This is a genomic window from Rhizobium sp. BK176 (genome assembly GCF_024808055.1).
This window is the reverse complement of sequence record NZ_JANUBV010000009.1, coordinates 259,632-282,920: the sequence shown is the minus strand read 5'-3', so window position 1 is coordinate 282,920 and position 23,289 is coordinate 259,632. Positions and strand designations below refer to the sequence as shown.

At 59.2% G+C, this 23,289-nt stretch carries 15 protein-coding genes and 1 pseudogene; 8 read left to right on the top strand and 8 right to left on the bottom strand.

The window, feature by feature from the left end; translation table 11 throughout:
• Both FHT76_RS25325 and FHT76_RS25320 read right to left on the bottom strand, forming a co-directional pair.
• Positions 1-533, bottom strand: a pseudogene (locus tag FHT76_RS25325) (type I secretion system permease/ATPase); the annotation flags it as partial.
• Between the two features lie 120 nt (positions 534-653).
• Complete coding sequence (locus FHT76_RS25320) at positions 654-7,346, bottom strand: peroxidase family protein (RefSeq protein WP_259185942.1); 6,693 nt, start codon at positions 7,344-7,346, stop codon at positions 654-656.
• 381 nt (positions 7,347-7,727) lie between these two features.
• Between FHT76_RS25320 and FHT76_RS25315 the strand changes: the two genes are divergently transcribed.
• The 3 genes from FHT76_RS25315 to FHT76_RS25305 all read left to right on the top strand — a co-directional run bounded on the left by FHT76_RS25315 (position 7,728) and on the right by FHT76_RS25305 (position 10,262).
• The gene (locus tag FHT76_RS25315; protein ID WP_183865073.1) at positions 7,728-9,200 is read left to right on the top strand and encodes a sensor histidine kinase; all 1,473 of its coding nucleotides are present in this window, start codon (positions 7,728-7,730) and stop codon (positions 9,198-9,200) included.
• Between the two features lie 7 nt (positions 9,201-9,207).
• Entirely contained in the window at positions 9,208-9,894 is a 687-nt protein-coding gene (locus FHT76_RS25310; protein WP_246712851.1) for a response regulator transcription factor, read from the top strand.
• Positions 9,895-10,124: 230 nt separating this feature from the next.
• Positions 10,125-10,262: a hypothetical protein gene (locus FHT76_RS25305; protein WP_016553686.1), complete on the top strand. Its 138-nt coding sequence runs from the start codon at positions 10,125-10,127 to the stop codon at positions 10,260-10,262.
• 72 nt (positions 10,263-10,334) lie between these two features.
• Here FHT76_RS25305 and wrbA read toward each other — a convergent pair whose 3' ends face one another.
• On the bottom strand, positions 10,335-10,931 hold the full coding sequence (wrbA, locus tag FHT76_RS25300; protein ID WP_016553685.1) for an NAD(P)H:quinone oxidoreductase type IV: 597 nt from the start codon (positions 10,929-10,931) through the stop codon (positions 10,335-10,337).
• A 221-nt stretch (positions 10,932-11,152) separates the two neighbouring features.
• On the opposite strand from wrbA, the gene FHT76_RS25295 reads away from it, so the two are divergent.
• From FHT76_RS25295 to FHT76_RS25275, 5 genes are all read left to right on the top strand, one after another.
• A complete protein-coding gene (locus FHT76_RS25295) occupies positions 11,153-11,929 on the top strand; it encodes a competence/damage-inducible protein A (RefSeq protein WP_183865075.1) in 777 nt (258 codons plus the stop codon).
• A 109-nt stretch (positions 11,930-12,038) separates the two neighbouring features.
• Positions 12,039-12,881 (top strand): universal stress protein, encoded by an 843-nt coding sequence (locus FHT76_RS25290; protein WP_183865076.1) that lies wholly within the window; start codon positions 12,039-12,041, stop codon positions 12,879-12,881.
• Positions 12,882-13,060: 179 nt separating this feature from the next.
• Complete coding sequence (gene gpt / locus FHT76_RS25285) at positions 13,061-13,558, top strand: xanthine phosphoribosyltransferase (RefSeq protein WP_114712411.1); 498 nt, start codon at positions 13,061-13,063, stop codon at positions 13,556-13,558.
• Positions 13,559-13,755: 197 nt separating this feature from the next.
• Positions 13,756-14,343, top strand: a complete 588-nt coding sequence (locus FHT76_RS25280) for a hypothetical protein (RefSeq protein WP_183756767.1) — start codon at positions 13,756-13,758, stop codon at positions 14,341-14,343.
• A 591-nt stretch (positions 14,344-14,934) separates the two neighbouring features.
• On the top strand, positions 14,935-18,756 hold the full coding sequence (locus FHT76_RS25275) for a vitamin B12-dependent ribonucleotide reductase (RefSeq protein ID WP_259132059.1): 3,822 nt from the start codon (positions 14,935-14,937) through the stop codon (positions 18,754-18,756).
• 636 nt (positions 18,757-19,392) lie between these two features.
• Here FHT76_RS25275 and FHT76_RS25270 read toward each other — a convergent pair.
• The 5 genes from FHT76_RS25270 to FHT76_RS25250 all read right to left on the bottom strand — a co-directional run bounded on the left by FHT76_RS25270 (position 19,393) and on the right by FHT76_RS25250 (position 22,951).
• The gene (locus FHT76_RS25270; protein ID WP_259132062.1) at positions 19,393-19,563 is read right to left on the bottom strand and encodes a hypothetical protein; all 171 of its coding nucleotides are present in this window, start codon (positions 19,561-19,563) and stop codon (positions 19,393-19,395) included.
• 149 nt (positions 19,564-19,712) lie between these two features.
• Complete coding sequence (locus tag FHT76_RS25265) at positions 19,713-20,129, bottom strand: response regulator transcription factor (RefSeq protein ID WP_183865078.1); 417 nt, start codon at positions 20,127-20,129, stop codon at positions 19,713-19,715.
• Positions 20,130-20,199: 70 nt separating this feature from the next.
• The gene (locus FHT76_RS25260; protein ID WP_183756880.1) at positions 20,200-20,943 is read right to left on the bottom strand and encodes an ATP-binding cassette domain-containing protein; all 744 of its coding nucleotides are present in this window, start codon (positions 20,941-20,943) and stop codon (positions 20,200-20,202) included.
• A complete protein-coding gene (locus tag FHT76_RS25255; protein WP_183756770.1) occupies positions 20,921-21,982 on the bottom strand; it encodes an ABC transporter permease in 1,062 nt (353 codons plus the stop codon). The genes FHT76_RS25260 and FHT76_RS25255 overlap by 23 nt, the downstream gene beginning before the upstream one ends.
• A gap of 24 nt (positions 21,983-22,006) precedes the next feature.
• A complete protein-coding gene (locus FHT76_RS25250; RefSeq protein WP_259132065.1) occupies positions 22,007-22,951 on the bottom strand; it encodes a substrate-binding domain-containing protein in 945 nt (314 codons plus the stop codon).
• Positions 22,952-23,289 lie beyond the last annotated feature (338 nt).

Here is a 23,289-nt window from a genome sequence, read left to right as displayed (position 1 = left end):
CGCGTCAGCACCTCGGCAACAACCGTCAGCACCGTCAGCACCACGGCACCGCCGACCGTCAAAAGCCCGAGCATCGGGTGCAGCAGCCAGACGAACACCAGATAGACCGGCATCCACGGCAGGTCGAACAGCGCCACCGGGCCCTGGCTCGACAGGAAGCCGCGCAGCGTGTCGACGTCGCGGCCACGCTCCATCGCCTCCGAGGTCGAATAGCCGTAGCGCGGCATCTCGATCACCACCTTGTGGGCGATCGGCGCAAGCTCGGCATCCAGCCGGGCGCCGAGCCTGATCAGGATCTGCGAGCGGATGATGTCGAACATCCCCTGGAACAGATAGAGGCTGATCGCCAGGATCGACAGCGCCACCAGCGTCGAGATCGAGCCGCTGGTCAGCGCCCGGTCGTAGATCTGCAGCATGTAGAAGGCGCCCGTCAGCGCCAGGATGTTGATGATCCCCGACAGCCCGAACAGATAGGCAAGGATGCCGCGCAATCCGGGGATCCTGTATTGCGGCTCGCTCTTCTTCTTCGTCATCGCATGCCCCCCACATCAGCGCCGCGGACCATCAGGGCATCAACCCGTCGCCCGGACCGGCGCATTGAACAGAAAGTCCCCGACCGGGATTGCCCCGGTCGGGGAGGCGCGCTCGTCCCCTCAGGAGACGCCGTTGAAGTCGCTGGCCGTCAGGTTGTAGTTGCCCTTCAGCATCAGCACGAAGTCGGCATCGGTGTTGCTGTCGACATTGCCGTGGATCACCGTGAACTCGTCGCCGTTCAGCACCTCGTGCGTCACCACCACCTGGCCGGCCGCCGTCAGCGCACCACCAGAGGCCAGCGAGAAGTGCTGCACCCCATCCATCCCGCTGTTGGCGTCGATCGCCGCAAAGTCGATCTTGTCGCCGGGCTGGAAGCCGTGGATCACGTCGCCGTCGGCAGCCCCTGCCGACAGGAAGCGGAAGGTGTCGTTGCCGAGCCCGCCGTCCATGACGTTGACCGCAGCCGTTGCCGTGATCGTGTCGTGGCCGGAACCGGTGATGACGTTCTCGAAGCCGTAGACCACATCCGTCCCGGTGCTGCCGCCCGACACCTGGCCGCGCTGCATGAAGCCGTTGCCAAGGTCGACCGTCAGGTTCGCCGTCGCCACCGCATAGTCCAGCGTGTCGTTGCCGTAGCCGCCCCAGTACTGGTCGTCGCCGTCACCGGCAGAGGCGATCACCGTGTCGTCGCCGTCACCAGCCCAGACCTGATCCTCGCCGGCACCGCCCTCGATGAAGTCGAAGCCCGCTTCGCCATGGATCATGTCCTTGCCGGCATTGCCGAACAGCATGTCGTCGCCGGCCCCGCCATGCAGCTCGTCGTCGCCGGCCCCGCCGGTGACGCTGTCATTGCCGTCACCGGCCGTCACCACGTCGTCGCCGTCCTCGCCGCGCAGGATGTCATTGCCCGCATCACCGGCAACGATATCCCCACCACCACCGGCAAGGATCGTATCGGCACCAGCCGCGCCAATCAGAACATCCCCAGCAACAGTCCCGATCAACGTCCGTGCCGCAACAGGAAGCGGATCCGTGCCGCCGTCATCGGAGCCATCGTCATCGCCGCCGCCCTGGCCATCATCGTCACCGCAATCATTGCCATCACCGTTGTCATCATCATCGTCGTCACCCCCATTCTGCCCATCGTCGTGATCGTCTTCGTCGTCATTGGCCCATTCCCGGAAGCTCGGTGCGCCCGAGCTCGCAAAGCTGACCGTATGCGTGCCGTTCGAAAGCGTGGTCATGCCATCTGCGTCAGTCGCGGCGTAATCGGCGAGGACCGCGCCCGGCGCCAACACGATCACATCCTGCGGCCGCAGCGTCCCAACAATTGTGTCGCTGCCGCCGTTCGACCTGAACACGATCCGGTGCGCAGACTGCAGTGCTGAAATGTCGATGGTGTCGTTGCCGGTCGTTCCGTCGATGGTAATCGTGCTGAAATTCAAGCTGGTTTCGGTGAAATCGCCGACCACCGTGATCGTGTCGCCGTTACTCGTACCGCCGTTGGGGACTCCGTTGCCGTCATTTTGCGAGACAGCAAGCGTATTGACGGTGATTTCCTCGATATTATCGAGTTCGGCAATCACCACGCCATTGCGGGTGACGACGATTTCGGTTGCCTGATGGAACGCGATGCCGCTCAGGGCCGCCTCCGCGGCAGTGCGGGTATAGATGACAAAGGCCTCGTCGCCTACGGCACCATTGAGCTGGTAGGTGTCGATGCCCGCTTCACCGTCGATGAAGTCCCGACCTCCGGTACTGCCGGTCTGCGTGATCGTATCGTTGCCGGCACCGGCCAGGATGATGTCGTTCCCGGCACCGCCATTGATCGTATCGACGCCATCGAACCCGAGGATCGCCTGTGATCCGTTGGCTCCCGCCGCACCATTGAGATTGGCGTTGGCGAGATTGCTGCCGGTCACGATCGCATAGTTGACGCCTGCGAAACGGAGCGTTTCGACGGCCGTCAGCGCATCGACTCCTTCCGCCCCGTTCGTATCGGTAATGGTGAGTGTCACAGTCTGGCCGGCGAGCGTCGCAGCAAAGCTGTAGTTTGTGATAGGTCCGCTGAAGACGGCCGTGTCACTGCCGGCGCCACCGTTGATCGTATCATTGCCTGCACCGCCGGTAATGGTGTCCCCGCCACCGCCGCCGTTCAGGATATCGTTGCCGCCATTTCCGTTCAGCGTCTCACCGAGCAGTGCGCCATTCGCGACATCGTCGCCATCCGTGCCGTTGAACGGCGCCAGGCCAACGAGGCTGCTCCAGTTGACGCCAACAGGAGCGGTGGCAGCCGAAATAACCTGCTCCGCATTGCCAAATCCGTCCGCGAAATTGACGACGACGCGGAGTTGAAGCCCTGCCTGAGCGCCGAAAAGCGTCAACGGCAGGTCCTGAGGGGTAAACGACGCGTTGGTCGCACCGGCAATGTTCGTCCACGTTGTTCCGTTGACAGAGGACTGCCATTGGTAGCTGAAGGTGCCCAGCCCGTTTGCATCTGCAATCGATGCCACGTTCACCGTTAGAGTCTGGCCTTCCAAGGGGGTCTGATCTGAGATGACGGGCGCGCCTGTCGCGGGTGAGTTGAAGAAAATATCCGTATCGACGATCCTGTCGGCGAACTGAAGCTTCTCGATGTTGAACAATCGATCAGTGCCATCCGCTTCGCGAGCTCGGCCAGTGGTTTGGTCGACGACCGCCGGACCGACCGTCGTATGGGCGACCGTGAGGCTGCCATCGGCATTGCCGGTTATGGTGTAGTTCTCGAAGCTGTCCCAATACATCGCTGTATCGACATCGTCGGCACTACCGCCATTCAAAATTTCACGCACGATCTGCAATTGGCCGGGCTTGATCTCGCCCGAATACATTCTCGCCTGGATGTCGGATAGCGTATCGATGCTGAACGCTGACCAATTCTGTCCGCGAGATGCGTCTGGGGTCACAAGAATACGAACGTTCAGCCACTTGTCGCCGTCGATGATGTCGTTGCCACCCATTCCCTCGATAACGTCACTGCCGGCACCGCCAAGGATGATGTCCGAGGCATCGGATGTATCCATGACGATCGTTTCGGTCTTGCCGGCGACCGTCACCTCGGTGCGCTGAAGATGCGCCGTGAGATCCTCCAGCCCGTCGATGAGGTGCAGGTTCTTGGCAAGCAGCGCGTTCGAATAGGAGTCCAGTGGGGCATCGGGATCGACTTGCGTGGCATTTCCGTTCGCATCAAATGCGCCGATCACAACATCGCGGCCACGCAGCACGTCGTTTCCGGTCCAGCCCGAAAGGCCCTCCACGAGATCGAAGCGATCCCGCAAGATGTTGTTCTGCTGGTTGACGAAGATCGAGATATTCATGTCCGAATTGGCAGGTTGGGTGTCACCCTTGTGGATCGCCCAGTCGAAGCCGGCCATGCCATTGTTACGCTGGATGCCGGGGCCCTGGAACATGATGTCGTCGCCGGATTCGGCGTCGTAGTCGTTGTCGTTGCCGCGACCGTTCAGAACGTCGTGCCCAATGATCGTCGAGTTGAAGAACAGCTCCGAGTTCTCGCCGGCAAGTGTGTCGAAGCCGTCGCCACCTTCGAGCCAATCATCCCCTTCGTTGCCGGCAATGAAGCTCGGGCCGCTTGGACCGCGGATGAAGTCGTTGCCTTCGCCGCCGCTGATCGTCTTGCTTTCGCTGCCTCCGTAGATGAAGTCGCTGTCATCGCCACCGAAGATCAGGTCCAGGCCGTTGCCGCCGTTGATGACGTCCTCGCCGGCATCGCCATGAATGACGTCGGCAGCGCCAACGTCCGTGCCGCTGTCCGTGATGATATCGTCACCATCGCCGCCGTGCAGATGATCGACGCCGAAGCCGCCTTCCAGCCGGTCGTCGCCAGCACCACCCCACAGCGTATCGTCACCCTCGCCACCGATGAGCGTGTCATTGCGGGAACTGCCGCCGAGCACGACATGTTCTCCACCTGTGAAACGGAGATAATCCACAGTCCCGTCGCCATTGAGATCCTGGCGAATGACGAGCGGATTGATCGCCTGGAGGATGGGATTGGTGCCGATCGGATCCGCCGCATCCAAACCGGCGTTGAACTGTTTTGCCTGATCGATCTCGAGGATATAGTCGGCCGTCTGGAAGGCCGCACCGTTGAGATGAGCATTGTGGTCCTCGGTGTCGGTGTTGCGTATGACGAGCTGTGCAAAGGAATCCGCTTCCAACTCGTTGAGGAGATTGAGGCCCTGAGTACGGCTCAGGTAATAGAAGCGGTCGCCGTTCTGAAGCTTTTCCATTTGGGCTTCGAAAACGAAGTTGAAGGTCGAGCCGAGCATGCCGCCGAACGGCATCTTCTTTTCGGCAAGCCCACCGATCCAGAAGTCGACGGTATCGAGGCCGGTCGTCGTCACACCATTTGCTTGAGATGTCCACCCACCCGTACCATTGAGGAAGTCCAGACGATCCTGGGGCGCGCCCGTGCCACCTAGGACGAGCGCGGTTGCGGCGGCACGCTTTTCTTCAAGCGTCGTCGCCAGGGTGATCGTCGAATGCGTCCCGTAAGCCGCAATGAAGTTGATCAGAGACGCGGGATTCTTCAGCGACAGCGCAAACTCGAACCAGCTCTCGTAGGGCTTCAGCATGCTGTCCTGGGTCTGCGCATAGAAATCGCGACGCGCAGCGTTCAGGGATGGCACGCCGGTCTCGCGGGCGCGTGTCATGTTGAGTGCCGCAAGGTCGAGCGGCAGGCCGACGAGATTGTTGCGCAGAGCATCGGTGACGTGCTCGTCTATCTCATTGCCGACCTGCCGGCTCATGCCGCGAAGGATGGCCCCAGCGGCCGCCTCCGCGTCGACGCCGCTCGCGGCGAACATCACAGGATTGAGGAAGGCGTCCATCAGTTTGACGTCTGCCTGTTCCTGCCCTGTCACTTCGCCGTCCCCCCCGAGCAGCAAATTGAGGCGGGATACATCTTCGGTCAGCATCGAGTGGCCGAAGCGATAAACGACATGCGCAAACTCGGCCGCGATCGCGGGGTCGATGTCCACGCTGTTGGAAAAAACGAATGGGTCGATGTTCGGCGACACCGCGCGGGCGAATTCCTCAAAGACGAGATGCTGGTAGACCATTTCGGTCGAGAAGCGACCGGCCTGGAAAAGCCGCTCGCCATCCCAGACAAGGGCGTCGATCTCGGCCTGGCTCGTCGGGAGTGCGGCTACGTCTTCCAGAAGCCATTCGTTGAGGAAGGCGACATCGGCATCAGGCCCCGAGATCAGCTCCTGCTTGATCGCGTCGATCTGTCGGTTGTGCTCGTGGTGGAAGAGATGGTGAACGGAGGTCAGGCCGATGTTTTCGTTACCACGCCCGTCACCGACGATGTAGTGCGCGTCGAGGAGTTCGTTGTCGTAGGCAAGATTGTTGCCGCGATTGTCGACAGGCACGGCGTTGCCCACATCGGTATCGCCGTCGGGCATCAGGACCGGCGGCGTTGAGGGATCGCCGTCGTCGTCCACAGAGACAGGCGCTGCTGTGTGAGCGATATCGTTGAGGAATGCGCGGCCGGCCGAGAGCGCCTGCGATGCGGCGACGGTGCCGTCAAGATTGCCTTCGACTGCACCGGTAAGTGTTATCAGTTGCGGAAACCCAGTGATGCCGCGAATGAACTCACCATAAAAGTCGGTCGCGATCGCAGGAACGCGGAGCACGTCCTGGTCGGTCAGAACGATCCCCAGCACATCGCGGGCCTGTGCCTTTACGTCGGCCCAGGTTGGCGGTCCCCCGTTGAGGCCCTCGAGCATGTGCCCAGTTGCCATCGGTTGGCCGTCAATCAGAACATATTCGCGCAGGAACACCTGATGGGATGGGTTCGACGTATAGACCTGATTGAGGTCGATCCACGGGGTGGTTTCATTCGTGTGTTCGCGAATGTCGTCCGCGGTGCCGACGACGCCATCAGGCCCCGGTTGGTTTTGCGCGCGGGTGAGCACCATGAAATTGGTCGGGCTTCCCGGCACGTAGAGCGGATCGTCCGGATGCAGCGGAATATAGACCGTTCCACTGCCACCTTTGCTGACGAGATCGAGGCCGTGATCGAAGAATTGGCCGAAGAGCGTGAAGAATCCATTGAACGGCGCGGTATCACCGAGGTCGGCAGATACGTTGGGGATGAGAACACAGTCACCCTCCATCGTCACACCGAGCAGCTGTTCCATCGTGCTGTAGGCAAGGTTCTTGACTGCCAGCGCCCCATCCGCCTGCTCTTCTGCCGCGACGATGACTGCTTGCGCTGAAGCGACGGCTTCCGGTGTCGGTGGCAGCGGACTGTAGTAAAGCGCCGCGAGGGCGCCCTTGGCCGCAGCGACCGATTTTTCAGCCGCTGCATGGGCCTCGTACGCGTCGACGGCTGCAAGATAGGCGTTGGCATTCGCCGTCTGGCCCAGGAAGGCATAGGGATCGCTGTGACCGAGATTGGTGAGTGCCGAGAGGATGGTGGCTGGATTGCCGATCGATTGGTCAACAATCAGGTTCGAGACCACGCGTGGCTGCGAGTCGTAGACGTTCCCAGAGGTTTGGGTATAGCTGGTGCCTGCTTCGGCAGTGTTGAACTGCGCGTCGAGCAGCCGCTGCATGATTTGGTCGGAGGATCCGAAATGCTCCTGGCCCGGCGCGAGATTGTTATAGCTGCCATCCACGGTGCGCAGTCCGTAGGGGATGAGTTGGCTGGAAACCAGTTCCGTCAGCGGCGTTCCTGCCGCGTGCGCTTCAGCCAACTTGATCTGCTTCAGAATGAACTCGAGGTCATGTTTGTTGAGCTGGACCATTCTATCCTCCACGGTGCGCGATCGTCGCGGCTTTTCAAAGCTTCGCCATTCCACCTGCCTGACGGCAGCTGGCTGGTTCTGCGGTTCCCATTTGTCGAAAGCCGAGCTTCGATGAACTCGTCATTTGACCATAGTCAAGAATGACAAATACCGGACGTTACTTGAACGACAGAAAGTCCGACGAAGTATTCGATTAACGTCCGATCGAAAAATCGTGCTTTGGTTTTACATTGGATCCGTCAGAGCCCAGACTTTACCTAGACCTCTGACCAGTTCCGGATCGACTTTCATCGTGTTTTGATTTTCTGCTGGAAATCCGGCCGGATATTGCGAGTATGGTCACCTACCTAGGTGAGATGTGCGCTCTGGAGGAGGCAACGGGTGCTTGAAAGGATCCCCGCGGAAGGAAAGACGGATAGTGCGACGTCGCGAGTTTCCAGGGCTGTTGGCGTCTCCTCTGCCGCGACGCGCATTCGATTGCCGACACAGGACTGGATTGCGCGGCAGACACTCTCTGTTCGTTTCCTGTTGGCAAGCGGCCTTCTTATTCTGATTACAGCAACGATCGCGGGACATCTAATAGCCGGGATCCTCGTCAGCAACGCAACCAACAGCCGTGCGGCGTCGACCGCTCTGCTGGTTCAGCGGATGATACAGCCGATCGCGCAGGAACTTGAGGTCACGACCCAGTTGTCGAGCACCGCGGTGGCCGAACTCGATCGACTGTTTGCCGCGCCTGAGGTCCGGCAGCGTTTTCCGTATCTAGAGGTCTGGCTGCCGGATGGCACGGTTGCCTACTCGCTTTCGAAGGAGCTTGTCGGCAGACGCTTCAATGCTCCAGAGGGCATGAAGCGTGCGCTTGCGGGCGAGGTCGCGGCGCAACACGCCGACTTGGAAGCGGATGAACATACCCAGCGAAACTTCACGACGTCCTATCTGGAGATCTACAGCCCCATTCACGACAAGGATACGGGCGCGGTCTTTGCGGTTGCCGAAATTCATGAGGACGCCGCCGTGGTTGGCGACCACCTTTTGCAGCTGCAATTCCAGAGCTGGGGCATAGTTGCAGCCACATCCGCGCTCGTTATGCTTGGGCTGTTCGGCATCGTACATCGGGCGAGCATGACAATCGAACGGCAGCGGAAGCTCCTCAATCGCCGCGCCGAGGAGGCTGAACGCGCGCGCGACGAGGTGCAGGAATTGCGAAAGCGGGATCGCGAGGCTTCCGTGCGTTTGGCGACCATGAACGAGAATTTCGCACGCGGGATCGGGGCGGATCTGCACGATGGCCCGGGCCAGCTCCTCAGCTACGCCCTACTGCAGCTCGAGCCCGTTCGGGTTGCCAAGAACCGCGGCGAGCGTGACGACGCGCTGCACATGGTGTCTTCGACGCTATCGGAGGCGCTGGCGGAAATTCGGACGATCGCACGCTCCCTGTTGTTGCCGGATATCGAGCGCCTCGGCCTCGACCAGATCGTCGCGAGGGTCATCCGCAACCACGAGGCCCGCACGGGAAGCAGGGTTCTGTTCGAGCCTTGCCGGGCCAATCCAGAGCTGCCGGTTGCGATCAAGACCTGCATCTATCGCTTCCTGCAGGAGGGCCTCAACAATGCTCATCGGCACGCCGGCGCCAATGGCCAGAAGGTGGAATGCGCACTTGTCGATGGGAAGCTGATGCTGGCAGTGTGTGATGACGGCCTGAAGCCGGGCGAACAATCCACCGCCCGGCATATCGGCGGCATGGGCATTCACGGCTTGCGGCAGCGTGTCGAGAGCCTCGGCGGAGCACTCACTTTTGCCAATCGCACCCCCAAGGGTACGCGGCTGGAGATGACGATCGACATGGAGCACTGAATTGGGCATGCAATCGGCTATTTCGGTTATTGTCGCTGACGATCATTCGCTGTTTCGAATGGGCGTCATCCAGGCATTTTCGGCATCCGGAAAAATCAAGGTGGTGGGCGAAGGCGCAACCAAGGACGAGGCAATCGCACTGACGGAACAGTGTCAGCCCGATGTGATCCTTCTCGACATCTCCATGCCCGGCAGCGGGATCGCCGCGGCGCGCGAGATCCGGCAAAAATGGCCGGAGGTGAAGATCGTCATGCTGACGGTGTCCGAGGAAGACGACGATGTTCTGGAAGCGCTGGAAGCCGGCGCCACGGGCTACCTGCTCAAGGGTTCGATGGCTCCGGATCTGATATCGGCGGTCCAAACGGTTGCCGCCGGCAACTCTTATCTCTCATCGAACATCGGCATGCGGCTTTACGACGTGATCCGCAATGTCTCGGCAGGCCGGAAAACAGACAGTCTTGTCGCAAAACTCTCCGCAAAGGAGGCCACCGTCTTCGCGTTGATCGGCAGGGGCCAGACGAACCGTCAGATCGCCGAAGCCACCGGCGTCCAGATAAAGACCGTCAAGTTTCACGTCTCGCGACTGCTCGCCAAGCTTGGCCTGCGAAACCGTGTCGAAATAGCGCTACTGGCGCAACAAAGCGCCACAGACCGAATGGGCGGCAGCGCTTCAAGACTATCTAGCCAAATTTAGCGGTCCGAAATTTTGCGGTGGCTGTCGTATCGTAGCCTGATTAATCCGCCTTGTCGTGCCGCCAAAGGGGCCTTGACTACGGCAGCGCAGCCTTCTCGCGCCGCAGCCACAGCAGACAGCCGCTGGAAGCTGCTCTTTATCATCGCTTTCGAATGTGCTTGTATGCGCGCGCCAGAAGGATCGCGGTTGGGGCTGCGCATGGTTGTAAGCTGTCTTGTGGGAGTAAGGCGATGGTTTACGATTGGGATGGCACGAGAACGCGACGTCTCAAATTGTTCCGGGCGGGAACAGCACTCATGATCGCAATTGCGGTCCTTGGAATACCGCTTCTTTTCTACGCAGTGAAGCTGCACGAACTCTACGGCTGACGCAGCCGGCAAACTGGCTGCGCCTTGAAGCAGGCGCGACTCTGATAGCCGCGCCTGCCAGGATAGAATCGATCAGCCGAGCTTCGCGGCGATCTTGGCGACGTGTGCGCCCTGATACTTGGCGGCTTCCAATTCAATCGCGGAAGGCTGGCGTGATCCGTCGCCGTCAGTGATGGTGGAGGCGCCATAAGGCGAACCACCCTTGATTTCGTCAACGCCCATCTGGCCCTGGAAAGCATAGGGGAGTCCAGCGACGATCATGCCCTGATGCAGGAAGGTAGGGATGAAGCCGAGGATGGTGGACTCCTGACCGCCGTGTTGCGTCGCCGACGAGGTGAAAACGGAGCCGACCTTGCCGACCAGCTTTCCGGCAAACCAAAGGCTTCCGGTCTGATCCCAGAAATTGCGCATTTGCGACGCAACGGTTCCGAAGCGCGTGCCGGCGCCTACGATGATGGCATCATAATCAGCAAGTTCATCGACGGTGGCAACTGGCGCGGCCTGGTCCATCTTGTAGTAGGACGCCTTGGCAACCTCGTCTGGGACCAGTTCCGGAACGCGCTTGACAACAACGTCAGCGCCAGTCGACTTTGCGCCTTCGGCCACGGCGTAGGCCATGGTTTCGATGTGGCCATAGGCCGAATAGTAGAGCACGAGTACCTTCGCCATTTACTTATCTCCATCAGGGAATTTGTGTTTGAATTCGTAAGCGGTGGAAACTTAGCAGCGAGTCGCCATCAACATAGCCCCACGTGGCAGAACGCACTGTTCAATGGCCATAGACGAAAAAATACTTGCAGCCAGTCGCGTGACGTAGCGGCGACGACCCGGTTTGCAAGACCGACGAAGGGCGCTACCTATGTGGGGATCCAAATGTTCGGAAATTTCCCATGACCAATGAGACTATTGTCACCGCCGCCATGCTTGCCATCGGCGACGAACTTTTATCCGGCCGCACCAAGGACAAGAATATCGGCCATCTGGCGGATGTGCTGACTCTCTGTGGCATCGACCTCAAGGAGGTCCGTATTGTCGGTGACGAGGAAGGTGCGATCGTCGCAGCGCTCAACGCGTTGCGCGCAAAATACGACTATGTCTTCACCTCGGGGGGCATCGGGCCGACCCATGACGACATCACCGCCGATGCCGTATCGGCAGCATTCGGGCTGCCGTGTGAATACGATGCCGACGCAATGACACTACTCGGCGACATGTATGCCAGTCGCGGCCTTGAATTCACCGACGCCAGGAAGAGAATGGCCCGGATGCCAAAAGGTGCGCGCCACATCCGTAACCCGGTCTCCACCGCTCCAGGCTTCGTTATCGGCAACGTTCACGTGATGGCCGGCGTCCCGCAAGTCTTCCAGGCCATGGTCGACGCGGTCATCCCGACATTGCGCACCGGCACACGGGTGCTCTCGCTTGGCATCTCCTGCCCCTTCGGAGAGGGTGACATCGGCACGCCGCTGGCTGCCATCCAAAAAGCTCATCCGGAGACCAACATAGGCTCCTACCCCCGATACGTCGGGCAAGCGTTCTCGACCGAAATCGTCGTCCGTGGCCGCTCCCAGACTGCGATCGACGCGGCACGAGCCGACGTGCGCGGCATGATCGAAACCATTCGCCAGGCAAAGGAGGTTGCGGAAAATCGCTCGGCAGAGGCCTAGTATGAGAGAGGTTCCGCATCGCCTTTGATGTGCATCAAGGAACCGGCGCCCTCGCCGGCGCATTCTCGTTGAAGATTAACTGATTTCATCCGCATAAGGAGAATTGTTTATGTCTTACAAAACCATACTTGCCATTCTCGATACCGTCGCCAACGCTCCCGCTGTAGCGGATTTTGCATTTGCCATTGCCGCTGAGACCAATGCCCATGTTATCGGCCTTCATGCGGAAACCGTCGCTGTCGTGCCGCTCGTGGCGCCGATGGAAATACCCGATCCCGTCGCCGTGCAGGCGCTACAGGATATGGCGCATGCGGAAACGGTCGAAGTCGAACGCATCTTCCGCAAGAAGGCAGCGGCTGAAGGTGTCTCCTTTCAGTGGCGCAGCTTTGCCTCATCCACCGGCTACGGCACGGCACCCTTGATCGAAAGCGCTCGAAGCGCTGACCTGCTCATCGCGTCACAGGCAGATCCGGCCAAGCCGTCGGACAGTCACGTCGACATCGACAACTTTCTCTTCGAAAGCGGCCGCCCGGTGTTGATGATCCCCTTTGTGCTGCGCCGGCCGAAACCGATCAAGCGGGTGCTCATCGCCTGGAACGGCTCACGGGAAGCGGCGCGCGCGGCGTTCGATGCACTGCCAATCCTGAAGGCGGCCGATGAAGTCGAGATTTTCTCGGTCGATCCCGTCGACAATGCACTTCAATCCGCTGCTGTCGCCGGCGCCGACATTGCCGCGGCTCTCTCCCGCCATGGCGTCAAAGTCACCCTGGCGACCGCCGAAAGTGCGGACAAATCGGCGTCAACAATTATTGAAAATCGTCTGTCGGACAGCAGTATCGACCTTCTCGTCATGGGCGCCTACACCCATTCGCGGCTTTGGCAGATGATTTTCGGCGGGACGACGAAGACGCTGTTGCAATCGATGACGGCCTTGACGCTGCTGTCGCGCTAGGAATCATGGGGCTTGCGTTTTGCCCCCGGATTCCGCTAATTGCGGCGACCGATGACGAGCTCCGGCTTCGGTCCTCTTATCGCGCAGTTTCGGCTGCGCGATTTGCGTTTGGCCGAGCGGAATGTCTTGTCCCGGCCGCCGGCGAACGGCGTGTCATCATTCATGCCGCGGAGCAAACCATGTCCCTTCCCGATAAAGCCTTTCCCGTTTCATGGGATCAGTTCCACCGCGATGCGCGCGCACTCGCCTGGCGCCTCGCCGGCCTTAAGCGCGATTTCAAAGCGATCGTCTGCATCACGCGCGGCGGCTTGGTACCAGCAGCCATTATCTCGCGCGAGCTCAATATCCGGCTGATCGAAACGGTCTGCGTCGCCTCCTACCATGACTATGTGAATCAGGGGGAAATGATGCTCCTGAAGGGCATCGCGCCGGAACTGACTGCCGACCAAGGCGAGTCCGTCCTCGTCATCGACGACCTGACGGACACCGGCAAGACAGCCTCGGAAGTGCGCACCATCCTGCCCAAGGCACACTTTGCCTGTGTTTACGCAAAGCCGCAGGGCGTGCCGACGATCGACACCTTTGTCACGGAAGTCAGCCAGGATACCTGGATCTATTTCCCTTGGGACATGGGCTTCACCTATCAGGAACCGATTTCCAAGGGCAGTCGCGGCTGACGGCTCCCTCGGCACAACCAGACGAGATGGCGGCAATTTAAAATTGCACCAATCTTTGTTTAACTAACTCCTCGGATTCCGCTGTCGCGCGCCCGCTGCAGACCTTATCCTTCCGAGCCACAATCCCGCGCGACAACGGCGTCACCTTGGGGGATTGGTTTAGAGGCATGGTCGCGGGACGCGACGTTGGAACGAATATGATGCGTTGGGGCTACGTCGGGACGGTTGCGGCTTTGGGGCTTGGCATCTGTCTCTCGCCTGGGGCCATGTCGGCCGAACCGGCCTATGTGTCCGTGGTACGGGAATATGTCGAGACGGTCGTCAAGCCGATGGTAAATACGCCGATCGTCCGGAAGGCGATCGAAGATCAGAACGCTAAGTTCGGAAATATCAGTGACGCGCACATCCAGGTGCTCGACAACACCTACCGCGCCGAAGTGCAGAGCGGCGGCTGGGAGATGGTCAGACGTCTGCTCAACAAGCCGGTGTCGCGATACCTCAAGACCAAGCAGGATGATTCGCAGGGCACCATCGTCGAATTGTTCGTGACCGATCGTCATGGCCTCAATGTCGGCCAGGGCACCATGACATCCGACTACTGGCAGGGCGACGAAGATAAGTTCCTCAAAACATTCGCCAAACAGACCGACGAGATATTCATCGATCGGGCCGAGCGCGATGAACAGACGCAATTGCTGGAAACGCAGGCGAGTTTTGTGATCAAGGATGAAAACGGAACGCCTATAGGGATCGCAACGGTGACCATTGCGATTGACGCATTGTGACTGAAATTATCCTCAACGAATCGGCTGCCGCATTTGGCCAGCAAAAGCTGCAACCAAATCAACACGGTCGCAACTTTTCTTAGATTTTTTCGACTTTGGAGCGGTCAAAGCTCGCAAGTCTTTGAATTCCTTGCACGACTTTCTTTTCCCCAGTGTCCACAGCCCGATCCACAATATGTTGTGGTGAACGCTTCGTTAAAAACAACCTCTTGACGGAATCGCCTGATTCCAACTTAATAGGTTCCGATGTTGCTGCGGCAGTTGGACCGGAATTAACGAGGCCGGTTCTTTTCAAAAATCGAGCGTAGAATCAGGGTGTTGCGTCCATGATGGATGACCGCCATGAGGGGCTTCGTGCGCGATTTTTTATCTTCCGAAAAGTGACGTCCGGGGCTGGCGATAATAAGCTGTTAATACTATATTTAGTGTTTGCAGCCACCGTCACCACAAGATACAGGATGAACATCTCCGGATGACACTCCTGTGACGATACGGAAACGAGAACTGGCTGCGCTCCTCACGGCGCCGCCGGAGGTGGAAACTTGCGCCTTGGTCAACGGGGACGGGGCGCGCAAGCTAGAGGTTAGAGAAATGCGCATAGAACGCCGTTTCACGAAGGCAGGACAGAGCGCTTACGCGGACATCGAATTCCGCAAGGCGACGAGCGAGATCAAGAACCCGGATGGGTCGATCGTATTCCGCCTCGAGAACATCGACGTTCCGGCGCAGTTTTCCCAGGTTGCCGCCGACATTCTGGCGCAGAAGTATTTCCGCAAGGCCGGCGTCCCCGCTAAGCTGAAGAAGGTCGAAGAAAACGACGTTCCTTCCTTCCTGTGGCGTTCGGTTGCCGATGACGCGGCCCTGAAGGATGTTGCGAAGGACCAGCAGTACGGTTCCGAAACCGACGCGCGCCAGGTCTTCGACCGTCTTGCCGGCACCTGGACCTACTGGGGCTGGAAAGGCGGCTACTTCTCGTCCGAGGAAGACGCCCTCACCTTCAAGGACGAACTTGCCTACATGCTTGCCACACAGCGCGTTGCCCCGAACTCGCCGCAGTGGTTCAACACCGGCATGCACTGGGCCTACGGCATCGACGGCCCCGGCCAGGGCCACTTCTATGTCGACCCCTTCACCGGCAAGCTGGTGAAGTCCAAGTCGGCCTACGAACATCCGCAGCCGCATGCCTGCTTCATCCAGTCCGTTGAAGACGATCTCGTCAACGAAGGCGGCATCATGGACCTGTGGGTCCGCGAAGCCCGTCTCTTCAAGTACGGCTCCGGCACCGGCTCGAACTTCTCCTACCTCCGTGGCGAAGGCGAAAAGCTTTCCGGCGGCGGTCGTTCGTCGGGTCTGATGAGCTTCCTGAAGATCGGCGACCGTGCAGCGGGCGCCATCAAGTCGGGCGGCACGACGCGCCGTGCGGCCAAGATGGTGGTTGTCGACATCGACCACCCGGATATTGAGGAATACATCAACTGGAAGGTGAAAGAAGAGCAGAAGGTTGCTGCCTTGGTCACCGGCTCCAAGGTCGTCGCCAAGCATCTCAAGGCAATCATGAAGGCTTGCGTCAACTGCGAAGCTGACAATGGCGATTGCTTCGATGCGAACAAGAACCCTGCCCTGAAGCGCGAAATCCGCGCTGCCAAGAAGGACCAGGTTCCAGAAAACTATATCGGTCGCGTCATCCAGTTTGCCAAGCAGGGCTACAAGGACCTCGAGTTCAAGACCTACGACACGGACTGGGATTCGGAAGCCTACCTCACGGTATCCGGCCAGAACTCCAACAACTCGGTCTCGATCAAGGACGACTTCCTGCGCGCTGTCGAAAACGACGGTGACTGGAACCTGACCGCCCGCAAGGACGGCAAGGTCATGAAGACGCTGAAGGCGCGCGACCTGTGGGAATCGATCTCCTACGCCGCATGGGCATCGGCCGATCCGGGCCTGCACTTCAACACGACGATGAACGACTGGCACACCTCGCCGGCCGCAGGCTCGATCCGTGCGTCCAACCCGTGCTCGGAATACATGTTCCTCGACGACACGGCCTGCAACCTCGCCTCGCTGAACCTGCTTCAGTTCAAGGATGCCGCCACCAAGCGCATCGACATCGCAGACTACGAACATGCCGTTCGCCTGTGGACGGTCGTTCTCGAGGTCTCCGTCATGATGGCGCAGTTCCCGTCGAAGCAGATCGCCGAGCGCTCATACGAATACCGCACGATCGGTCTCGGCTATGCCAACATCGGCGGCCTGCTGATGTCGTCGGGCATTCCCTATGACAGCGACGAAGCCCGTGCCATTGCAGGCTCGCTGACTGCGATCATGACCGGCATTTCCTACGCCACCTCGGCGGAAATCTCGTCCGAACTCGGCCCCTTCCCGATGTTCAAGCCGAACCGCGAAGCCATGCTGCGGGTCATCCGCAACCATCGCCGCGCCGCCTACGGCGAGACCACGGGCTACGAAGGCCTGTCGATCAACCCGGTCGCGCTGATCCACTCGGAAAACCCGGACCAGGATCTCGCAGCTCATGCCAAGAGCGCTTGGGACAAGGCTCTCGAGCTCGGCGAAAGGCACGGCTACCGCAACGCCCAGGCAACCGTGATTGCGCCGACCGGCACGATCGGTCTCGTCATGGACTGCGACACGACCGGCATCGAGCCCGACTTCGCGCTGGTGAAGTTCAAGAAGCTTGCCGGCGGCGGCTACTTCAAGATCATCAACCGCGCCGTTCCGGAAGCGTTGCGGACGCTCGGCTACTCCGAGAGCCAGATCGCCGAGATCGAAGCTTACGCAGTCGGCCACGGCAACCTGAACCAGGCGCCGGCGATCAACCCCGGCTCGCTGAAGGCCAAGGGCTTCACCGACGAGAAGATCGAGGCGCTGAACGGCGCGCTGAAGCAGGCCTTCGACGTCAAGTTCGTCTTCAACCAGTGGACGCTCGGCGCCGACTTCCTGAAGGGCACGCTGAAGGTTACCGACGAACAGCTCGGCGACATGAGCTTCAACCTGCTCGAGCACCTCGGCTTCTCGAAGAAGGATATCGAGGCCGCCAACGTTCACGTCTGCGGCGCAATGACGCTGGAAGGCGCACCCTTCCTCAAGAACGAACACCTCGCCGTCTTCGATTGCGCCAACCCCTGCGGCAAGATCGGCAAGCGTTATCTCTCGGTCGACAGCCACATCCGCATGATGGCGGCCGCCCAGCCGTTCATCTCGGGCGCGATCTCCAAGACGATCAACATGCCGAACGACGCGACGGTCGACGATTGCAAGAGCGCATACATGCTCTCCTGGAAGCTCGGCCTGAAGGCAAACGCGCTCTACCGCGACGGCTCCAAGCTGTCGCAGCCGCTGAACGCCTCGCTGATCGAAGACGAGAACGATGAGGACGCGCTGGAGGATCTGCTGCAGCAGCCGGTCGCCGCCCAGGCCGTCACCATCACCGAGAAGATCATCGAGCGCGTGGTCGAGCGCGTCACCCGCGAACGCGAGAAGCTGCCGAACCGCCGTCAGGGCTACACCCAGAAGGCCGCCGTCGGCGGACACAAGGTGTATCTGCGCACCGGCGAATTCGGCGACGGCCGCCTCGGCGAGATCTTCATCGACATGCACAAGGAAGGGGCCGCCTTCCGTGCGATGATGAACAACTTCGCCATCGCGATCTCGCTCGGCCTGCAGTACGGCGTGCCGCTCGAGGAATATGTGGAGGCCTTCACCTTCACCAAGTTCGAGCCGGCCGGCATGGTCATCGGCAACGACGCGATCAAGAACGCCACGTCGATCCTCGACTACGTGTTCCGCGAACTGGCCGTCTCCTACCTCGGCCGCCACGACCTGGCGCATGTCGATACGTCGGACTTCTCGAACACGGCGCTTGGCAAGGGCATCCAGGAAGGCAAGACGAACCTCGTCTCGACCGGCTGGACCCGCGGCTACAAGCCGACGCTGGTAACGGGCAATGAACGTCAGGCCGGCGGTGAGCCGAAGGGCTCTGCTACCGCAGCTCCGGCGCGTGCTTCCTCCGGCGCCACGGTGACGTCCTTTGCCGGCGCTGCGGCCCGCAAGATCGAACCGACGCTCGCTGTCTCCTCCTCCGAAATCGTCGCCTTCAAGCGCGACTACGAGGAGCGGGCAAAGGAACTGGCCGAAGAGATCGCCGAGGAAGTGCTCGAAGAAGTCACGACCGAGGCGCAGCAGCAGGCAACCGCCCTCTTCTCCGACAAGGCAGCCGCCGACGCGGCTTCGGCCAAGACGGAAGCCAAGAAGGTCGAAGCCGAACGCCGCGCCCGCTCCATCATGCAGGGCTACACGGGCAACATATGCTCCGAGTGCCAGAACTTCACGATGGTCCGCAACGGGACATGCGAAAAGTGCGACACATGCGGGGCAACGAGCGGCTGCAGCTGATAGCTGATGCTCGATGCTGCAGGGAGCCACTGAGTTCTTCATTGCGCCGCTGGGAATGCCACTAAGGTGACCATCTTGGTCAACGCGCAGATATTTTCCGGGCACTTCGGTGCCCGGAAAATGTCTTAGGGAACAAAGCAGGAATCAACTTCGGCAGGTGAAAGGACATCGCAGACGCAGTAATTGCAAACTGGCACGGACATGATTACCAAGCTCGTTTCGTCTGGATACATGCCTCCGATCTGCGCGACCCGGAGAAGCCCCATGTCGTTGAGGTTTCATACGAGGGCGATGGCCCGAAGGGCTTCGAGATGTTGTCGTGCGTTAAGATCCAGGCATGCAAAGCCACGCCCCTTTCGTATCACCGCTGCTCATCATCAGATCAAGTTCCACGTCAATCAGGCTGGTCGTTTCGGCTACGCCGACCTGATCGAACCGGATTTCATCGGAGCAGAGAAGATCTCAATCCTTCAGCGTCTCAAGGATGCGGTCAAGAAGGCGGCTCCAGGCTCTAGGTTCACCCCCGTAACCTGATCCCAACCAGGGACTCGAAGGTCGCCAAGGTCGCTCTTGCAGCGACCAGATTTCCCATGCCTTCAGACCCGGACTGAGCTTCATTCGAACGCTTCCAGGCGCTCAGGTGTCCACAAGGGCATCGATGACCTTGGGAGGGAACCGTGCCCGGTTCTCAGCTGTACCACCGTAGTCATCCGTTCTCTGATTGTGCCGTTCATAGAGGAAGGTCGGGATCAAGCAGGTGCTGATGCCGTGCAGCTCCACTCGAAACCTGCCGACTGCGCTAGGCATGCCGCTTTGGCATAGTCTGCGACCGTCCGGGAGATGTCGCTCAGGTCCATTGGCCGAGGCGCGACGGTGTCTTGGAAACCGGACGGCGTGTACGCCTTTTGATGCCCGGGTTGATAGCCGACGGTGCCAACGGCAAGGCGCAACGATGTTTACGGGGACGGTTCCCAGGAAGCCAGCGCCGTGCTCACGGTTTCCAGCAACTCAGCGGAGTTGATGGGTTTCGTTAAAAATGCAACGGCGCCTCCATTCATTGCGTGAGTATTGCGCGCCTCCTCGTACCCGGACACGAAGATAGTTGGCATATTTATCCCCTTCGCCGCCATGACGCGTTGAAGTTCCAACCCATTGAGCTCCGGCATATTGATGTCCAAAATCAAGCAGCAAGGACCTGGAGTCGCAGCGTTTTCCAAGAAAAGCTCCGCGGACGCAAACACTGCCGGCTTCCATCCAGCAATCTGAACCAAATGTCCAAGTGACTCTCGGACGGACACGTCATCATCAACTATAAAAATAATTGGCTTTTCCGGATCGCTATTCGAGCGCGGCTGAACGAGCTTCGTAATCATTTCAACCACTCCTATGCTTTGATCAGTGGGTAGCTGGGCCCAAACCCTTCGGGAGAAGGGCCGTCCTTTTTCAGATAACACCCGCCATCATCCTGGTCAGTTGGGCCTCCGTTAAGTTCGATTTGTCAAATGTTCCAACGTGACGTCCGAGAAATAGCACAACAAAGGTGTCTCCGATCGCGTAGGCATGTTGCACGTTGTGGGTCACGAGTATCACGCCCACGCCCGCATCCTTGGCACGCCTTACATACCCGAGCACTACTTCGACCTGTCTGACCCCAAGGGCTGACGTCGGTTCATCAAGAATGAGGATACGACCGCCAAAATGGAGGGCTCTTGCTACCGCTACGCCTTGACGTTGACCGCTGGAAAGCGTCCCTATGGGAAGGCGCACGGAAGCTGAACTGACGCCGAAGTCGCGCAAAGCCTTCTCCGCGATAGCGATCGCTGCCTTTGAGTTGAACCGTCGGAACGGCCCCCAACCAATTGTGGGCTCACGCCCGAGGAAGAAATTGCGATATACAGGCATCATCGGTACGACAGCGAGATCTTGGAATACCGTGGCGATACCTCTGTCGCGTGCTTGGGCGGGAGAACCTAATTTCACATCGATCCCACCCACACGTATCGTGCCGAGGTCGGGCTTCTCTACCCCACTCAGAATGTGGATTAGCGTGGACTTGCCGGCCCCATTGTCGCCAAGTAAACAGACCACTTCTCCGCATCGGACGGAAAGACAAACGTCCCGTAACGCTGCCACATCACGGTAGAATTTTGTAACGTTCACCGTCTCAAGGTAGGGTTCGCCCGATATCGCCGCTCCTCCGTGGTTTCAAAGCTTTTAGCCTGGTGTAGTTATTTACCAGCACCGCGAGAAGGAGCACGACGCCAAGAAACGTCATGAACCAAACGTCGGGCAGTGGCGTGAAGAAAAAGCCTTGTTCGACCATACCGAACAAGAGAGCGCCCAAAAATGAACCGATCGGCGAGCCATACCCCCCCGTCAGCAGGGCGCCACCAATTACTGCGGCGGTCACCACTTCGAATTCCCGTCCTGTCGCCGCGTTCGCATCACTCTGATTGATCGCAAAAATGTCCAGTGCCGCTACGAACACTGTCGAAACTGCAACGGCTATATAGAGGGTCACTTTCACCACTTGCACTGGGACCCCCAACTGCAGCGCGGCACGGCGATCTCCCCCCGTCGCGAAAATCCAGTTGCCGAAGGCCGTTTTTTCGAGAACCCATGCGCCAAGCATTGTCACAACAAGCCACCAAACGAGCGAAACTGAGAACGGACCAATCGAAGACGCGAACAAAAACGAGAGTCGGTCCTCGCTGGCATGATCTCGAACTCCGTCGATCGTCGTCGTGCCAACGAGCATTCGCAGCCCGCCTTGGGCGATACCTCGAAGGATGAAAAGCATGGCAAGGGTTATGATGAATGAAGGAAGCTTAGTCTTGACGACCAAGATCCCATTGACCGCGCCAACAACTGACGCGATGAGAATGGCGGCTAAGAACGCGTCGGCGACCGGCCAACCGCCATACACCATCAAATAACCCAAGATTGATTGGCTCAGTGCGACGTTCGCCCCGACAGAGAGGTCGAATTCCCCCGCAACGAGCAGCAACGTCACGGGCGCGGCGATAATCCCTATCTCAGCTCCGACTTCCAGATAATTGCGCGTCATTGGTAACGTCAGAAACCCAGCGTGGCCGGTAAAGAAGGCAAAAAAACTGAACACCACGACAGTGCCAACCAGGGCGGTCGATTCTGGGCGAGCTAGTATTGACAAGCCGCTTTTCGCCCCCGCCTTCTCGTTGCACCCCTGTTGAGATGACGCTTCCATATCATACGCCCCAACGCTCGACTGTCATCGACCAGTGGCCTCGATATGATTCACGTTGCTTGGGGTAATAACTACGGGACCGGTGATCAGCCGGGCTTCGGCCGGTCGGATCGCTTGACGCACATATAAGTCTAACATGACCACCGGATAGTAGCCCTGCGCGTACTGCTGGGCATCGAGAGCAAAGTCAAGTTCTCCAGATTTCAAGGATCGAATTGCGCTGGCCGTCATATCGATCGTGCCCCAGTGGATATCCCGCGCCCGCTCCCCAAGGTCTGATCTGACCTGCATCATCGCCGTGATGCAGCAGCCGCCAATGGAAAAGACCGCATCGATCGATCCGTCTTTCTGTAGTTCCGACTCCGTGATCGATTTTATCCGATTGGCGTTGTTGAAATCCGACAGCGGGATTTCTGCCAGTGTCGACGTTCCCTTGAATGCTTTCTTAAACCCGTTCGTGCGCGCATCGAGGAAAGGTAAAGCTCCGGGAGGGGCAGTTATTATCAGCGCTTTTCTGGACCCGAATGAATTGAACTGGGCAGCGCCCATCTGGCCTTGTGTACCGGGGTCGTCGCCTACGAAGGCAAGCGCACCCACATTTGCAACCTGATCGCCACCCTGGTTTACGAGAATGACCGGAATGCCAGCATCCGACGCCTTCTTGATGGTGGCGTTCAATGACGATGGCGTCGGATCGGAAACTATGATCCCGTCAGGCTTCGCCGCGATCGCAGCTTCGAGATTTCGACGCTGCTGATTGGGATCGTTGAGGTTATTCTCCACGCCTCGATATTGGACGCTGAGGTCCAAATCTTTCCCGGCCTGCTCCAATCCTTTTATTACACTCACCCAATACGCATCGGACGGCGGAGAATGAGTTACCATAATGATGGTGGAGCTAGCGAACGCCAGACCTTGTGGCACCCAAATGGCTGCGGCTACGAGCGCCGCCAGCGCGAGTTTCCTCATATTAAATCCTCCCTCACATGCAAACGGGTGCTTTCAGGGAGCCGTGATTGTCAGTTCGCGGCCGGTCGGATGATATGTTTCATTTATCGCAAAACAGAATATAATTGTCAGCTAAAGATGGTATTTTCCGCTGAGCTGCCGGTGACTACCGAGGTGCAAGATCGCTGAGACACCGAAAGGACGTGAGGGCGGCGAGCAACAAGATCAGGAATACTGGCTTGAGCTTAACACTGTTTGTCGAGCATTGCGCCTCAAATAACGAAGCGACGTCCTAAATCTCACCTGTAGTTGTCGGATCCTTCACGGCGATGGTCGGTGTTTCGGCCGTGCTCTTTTGA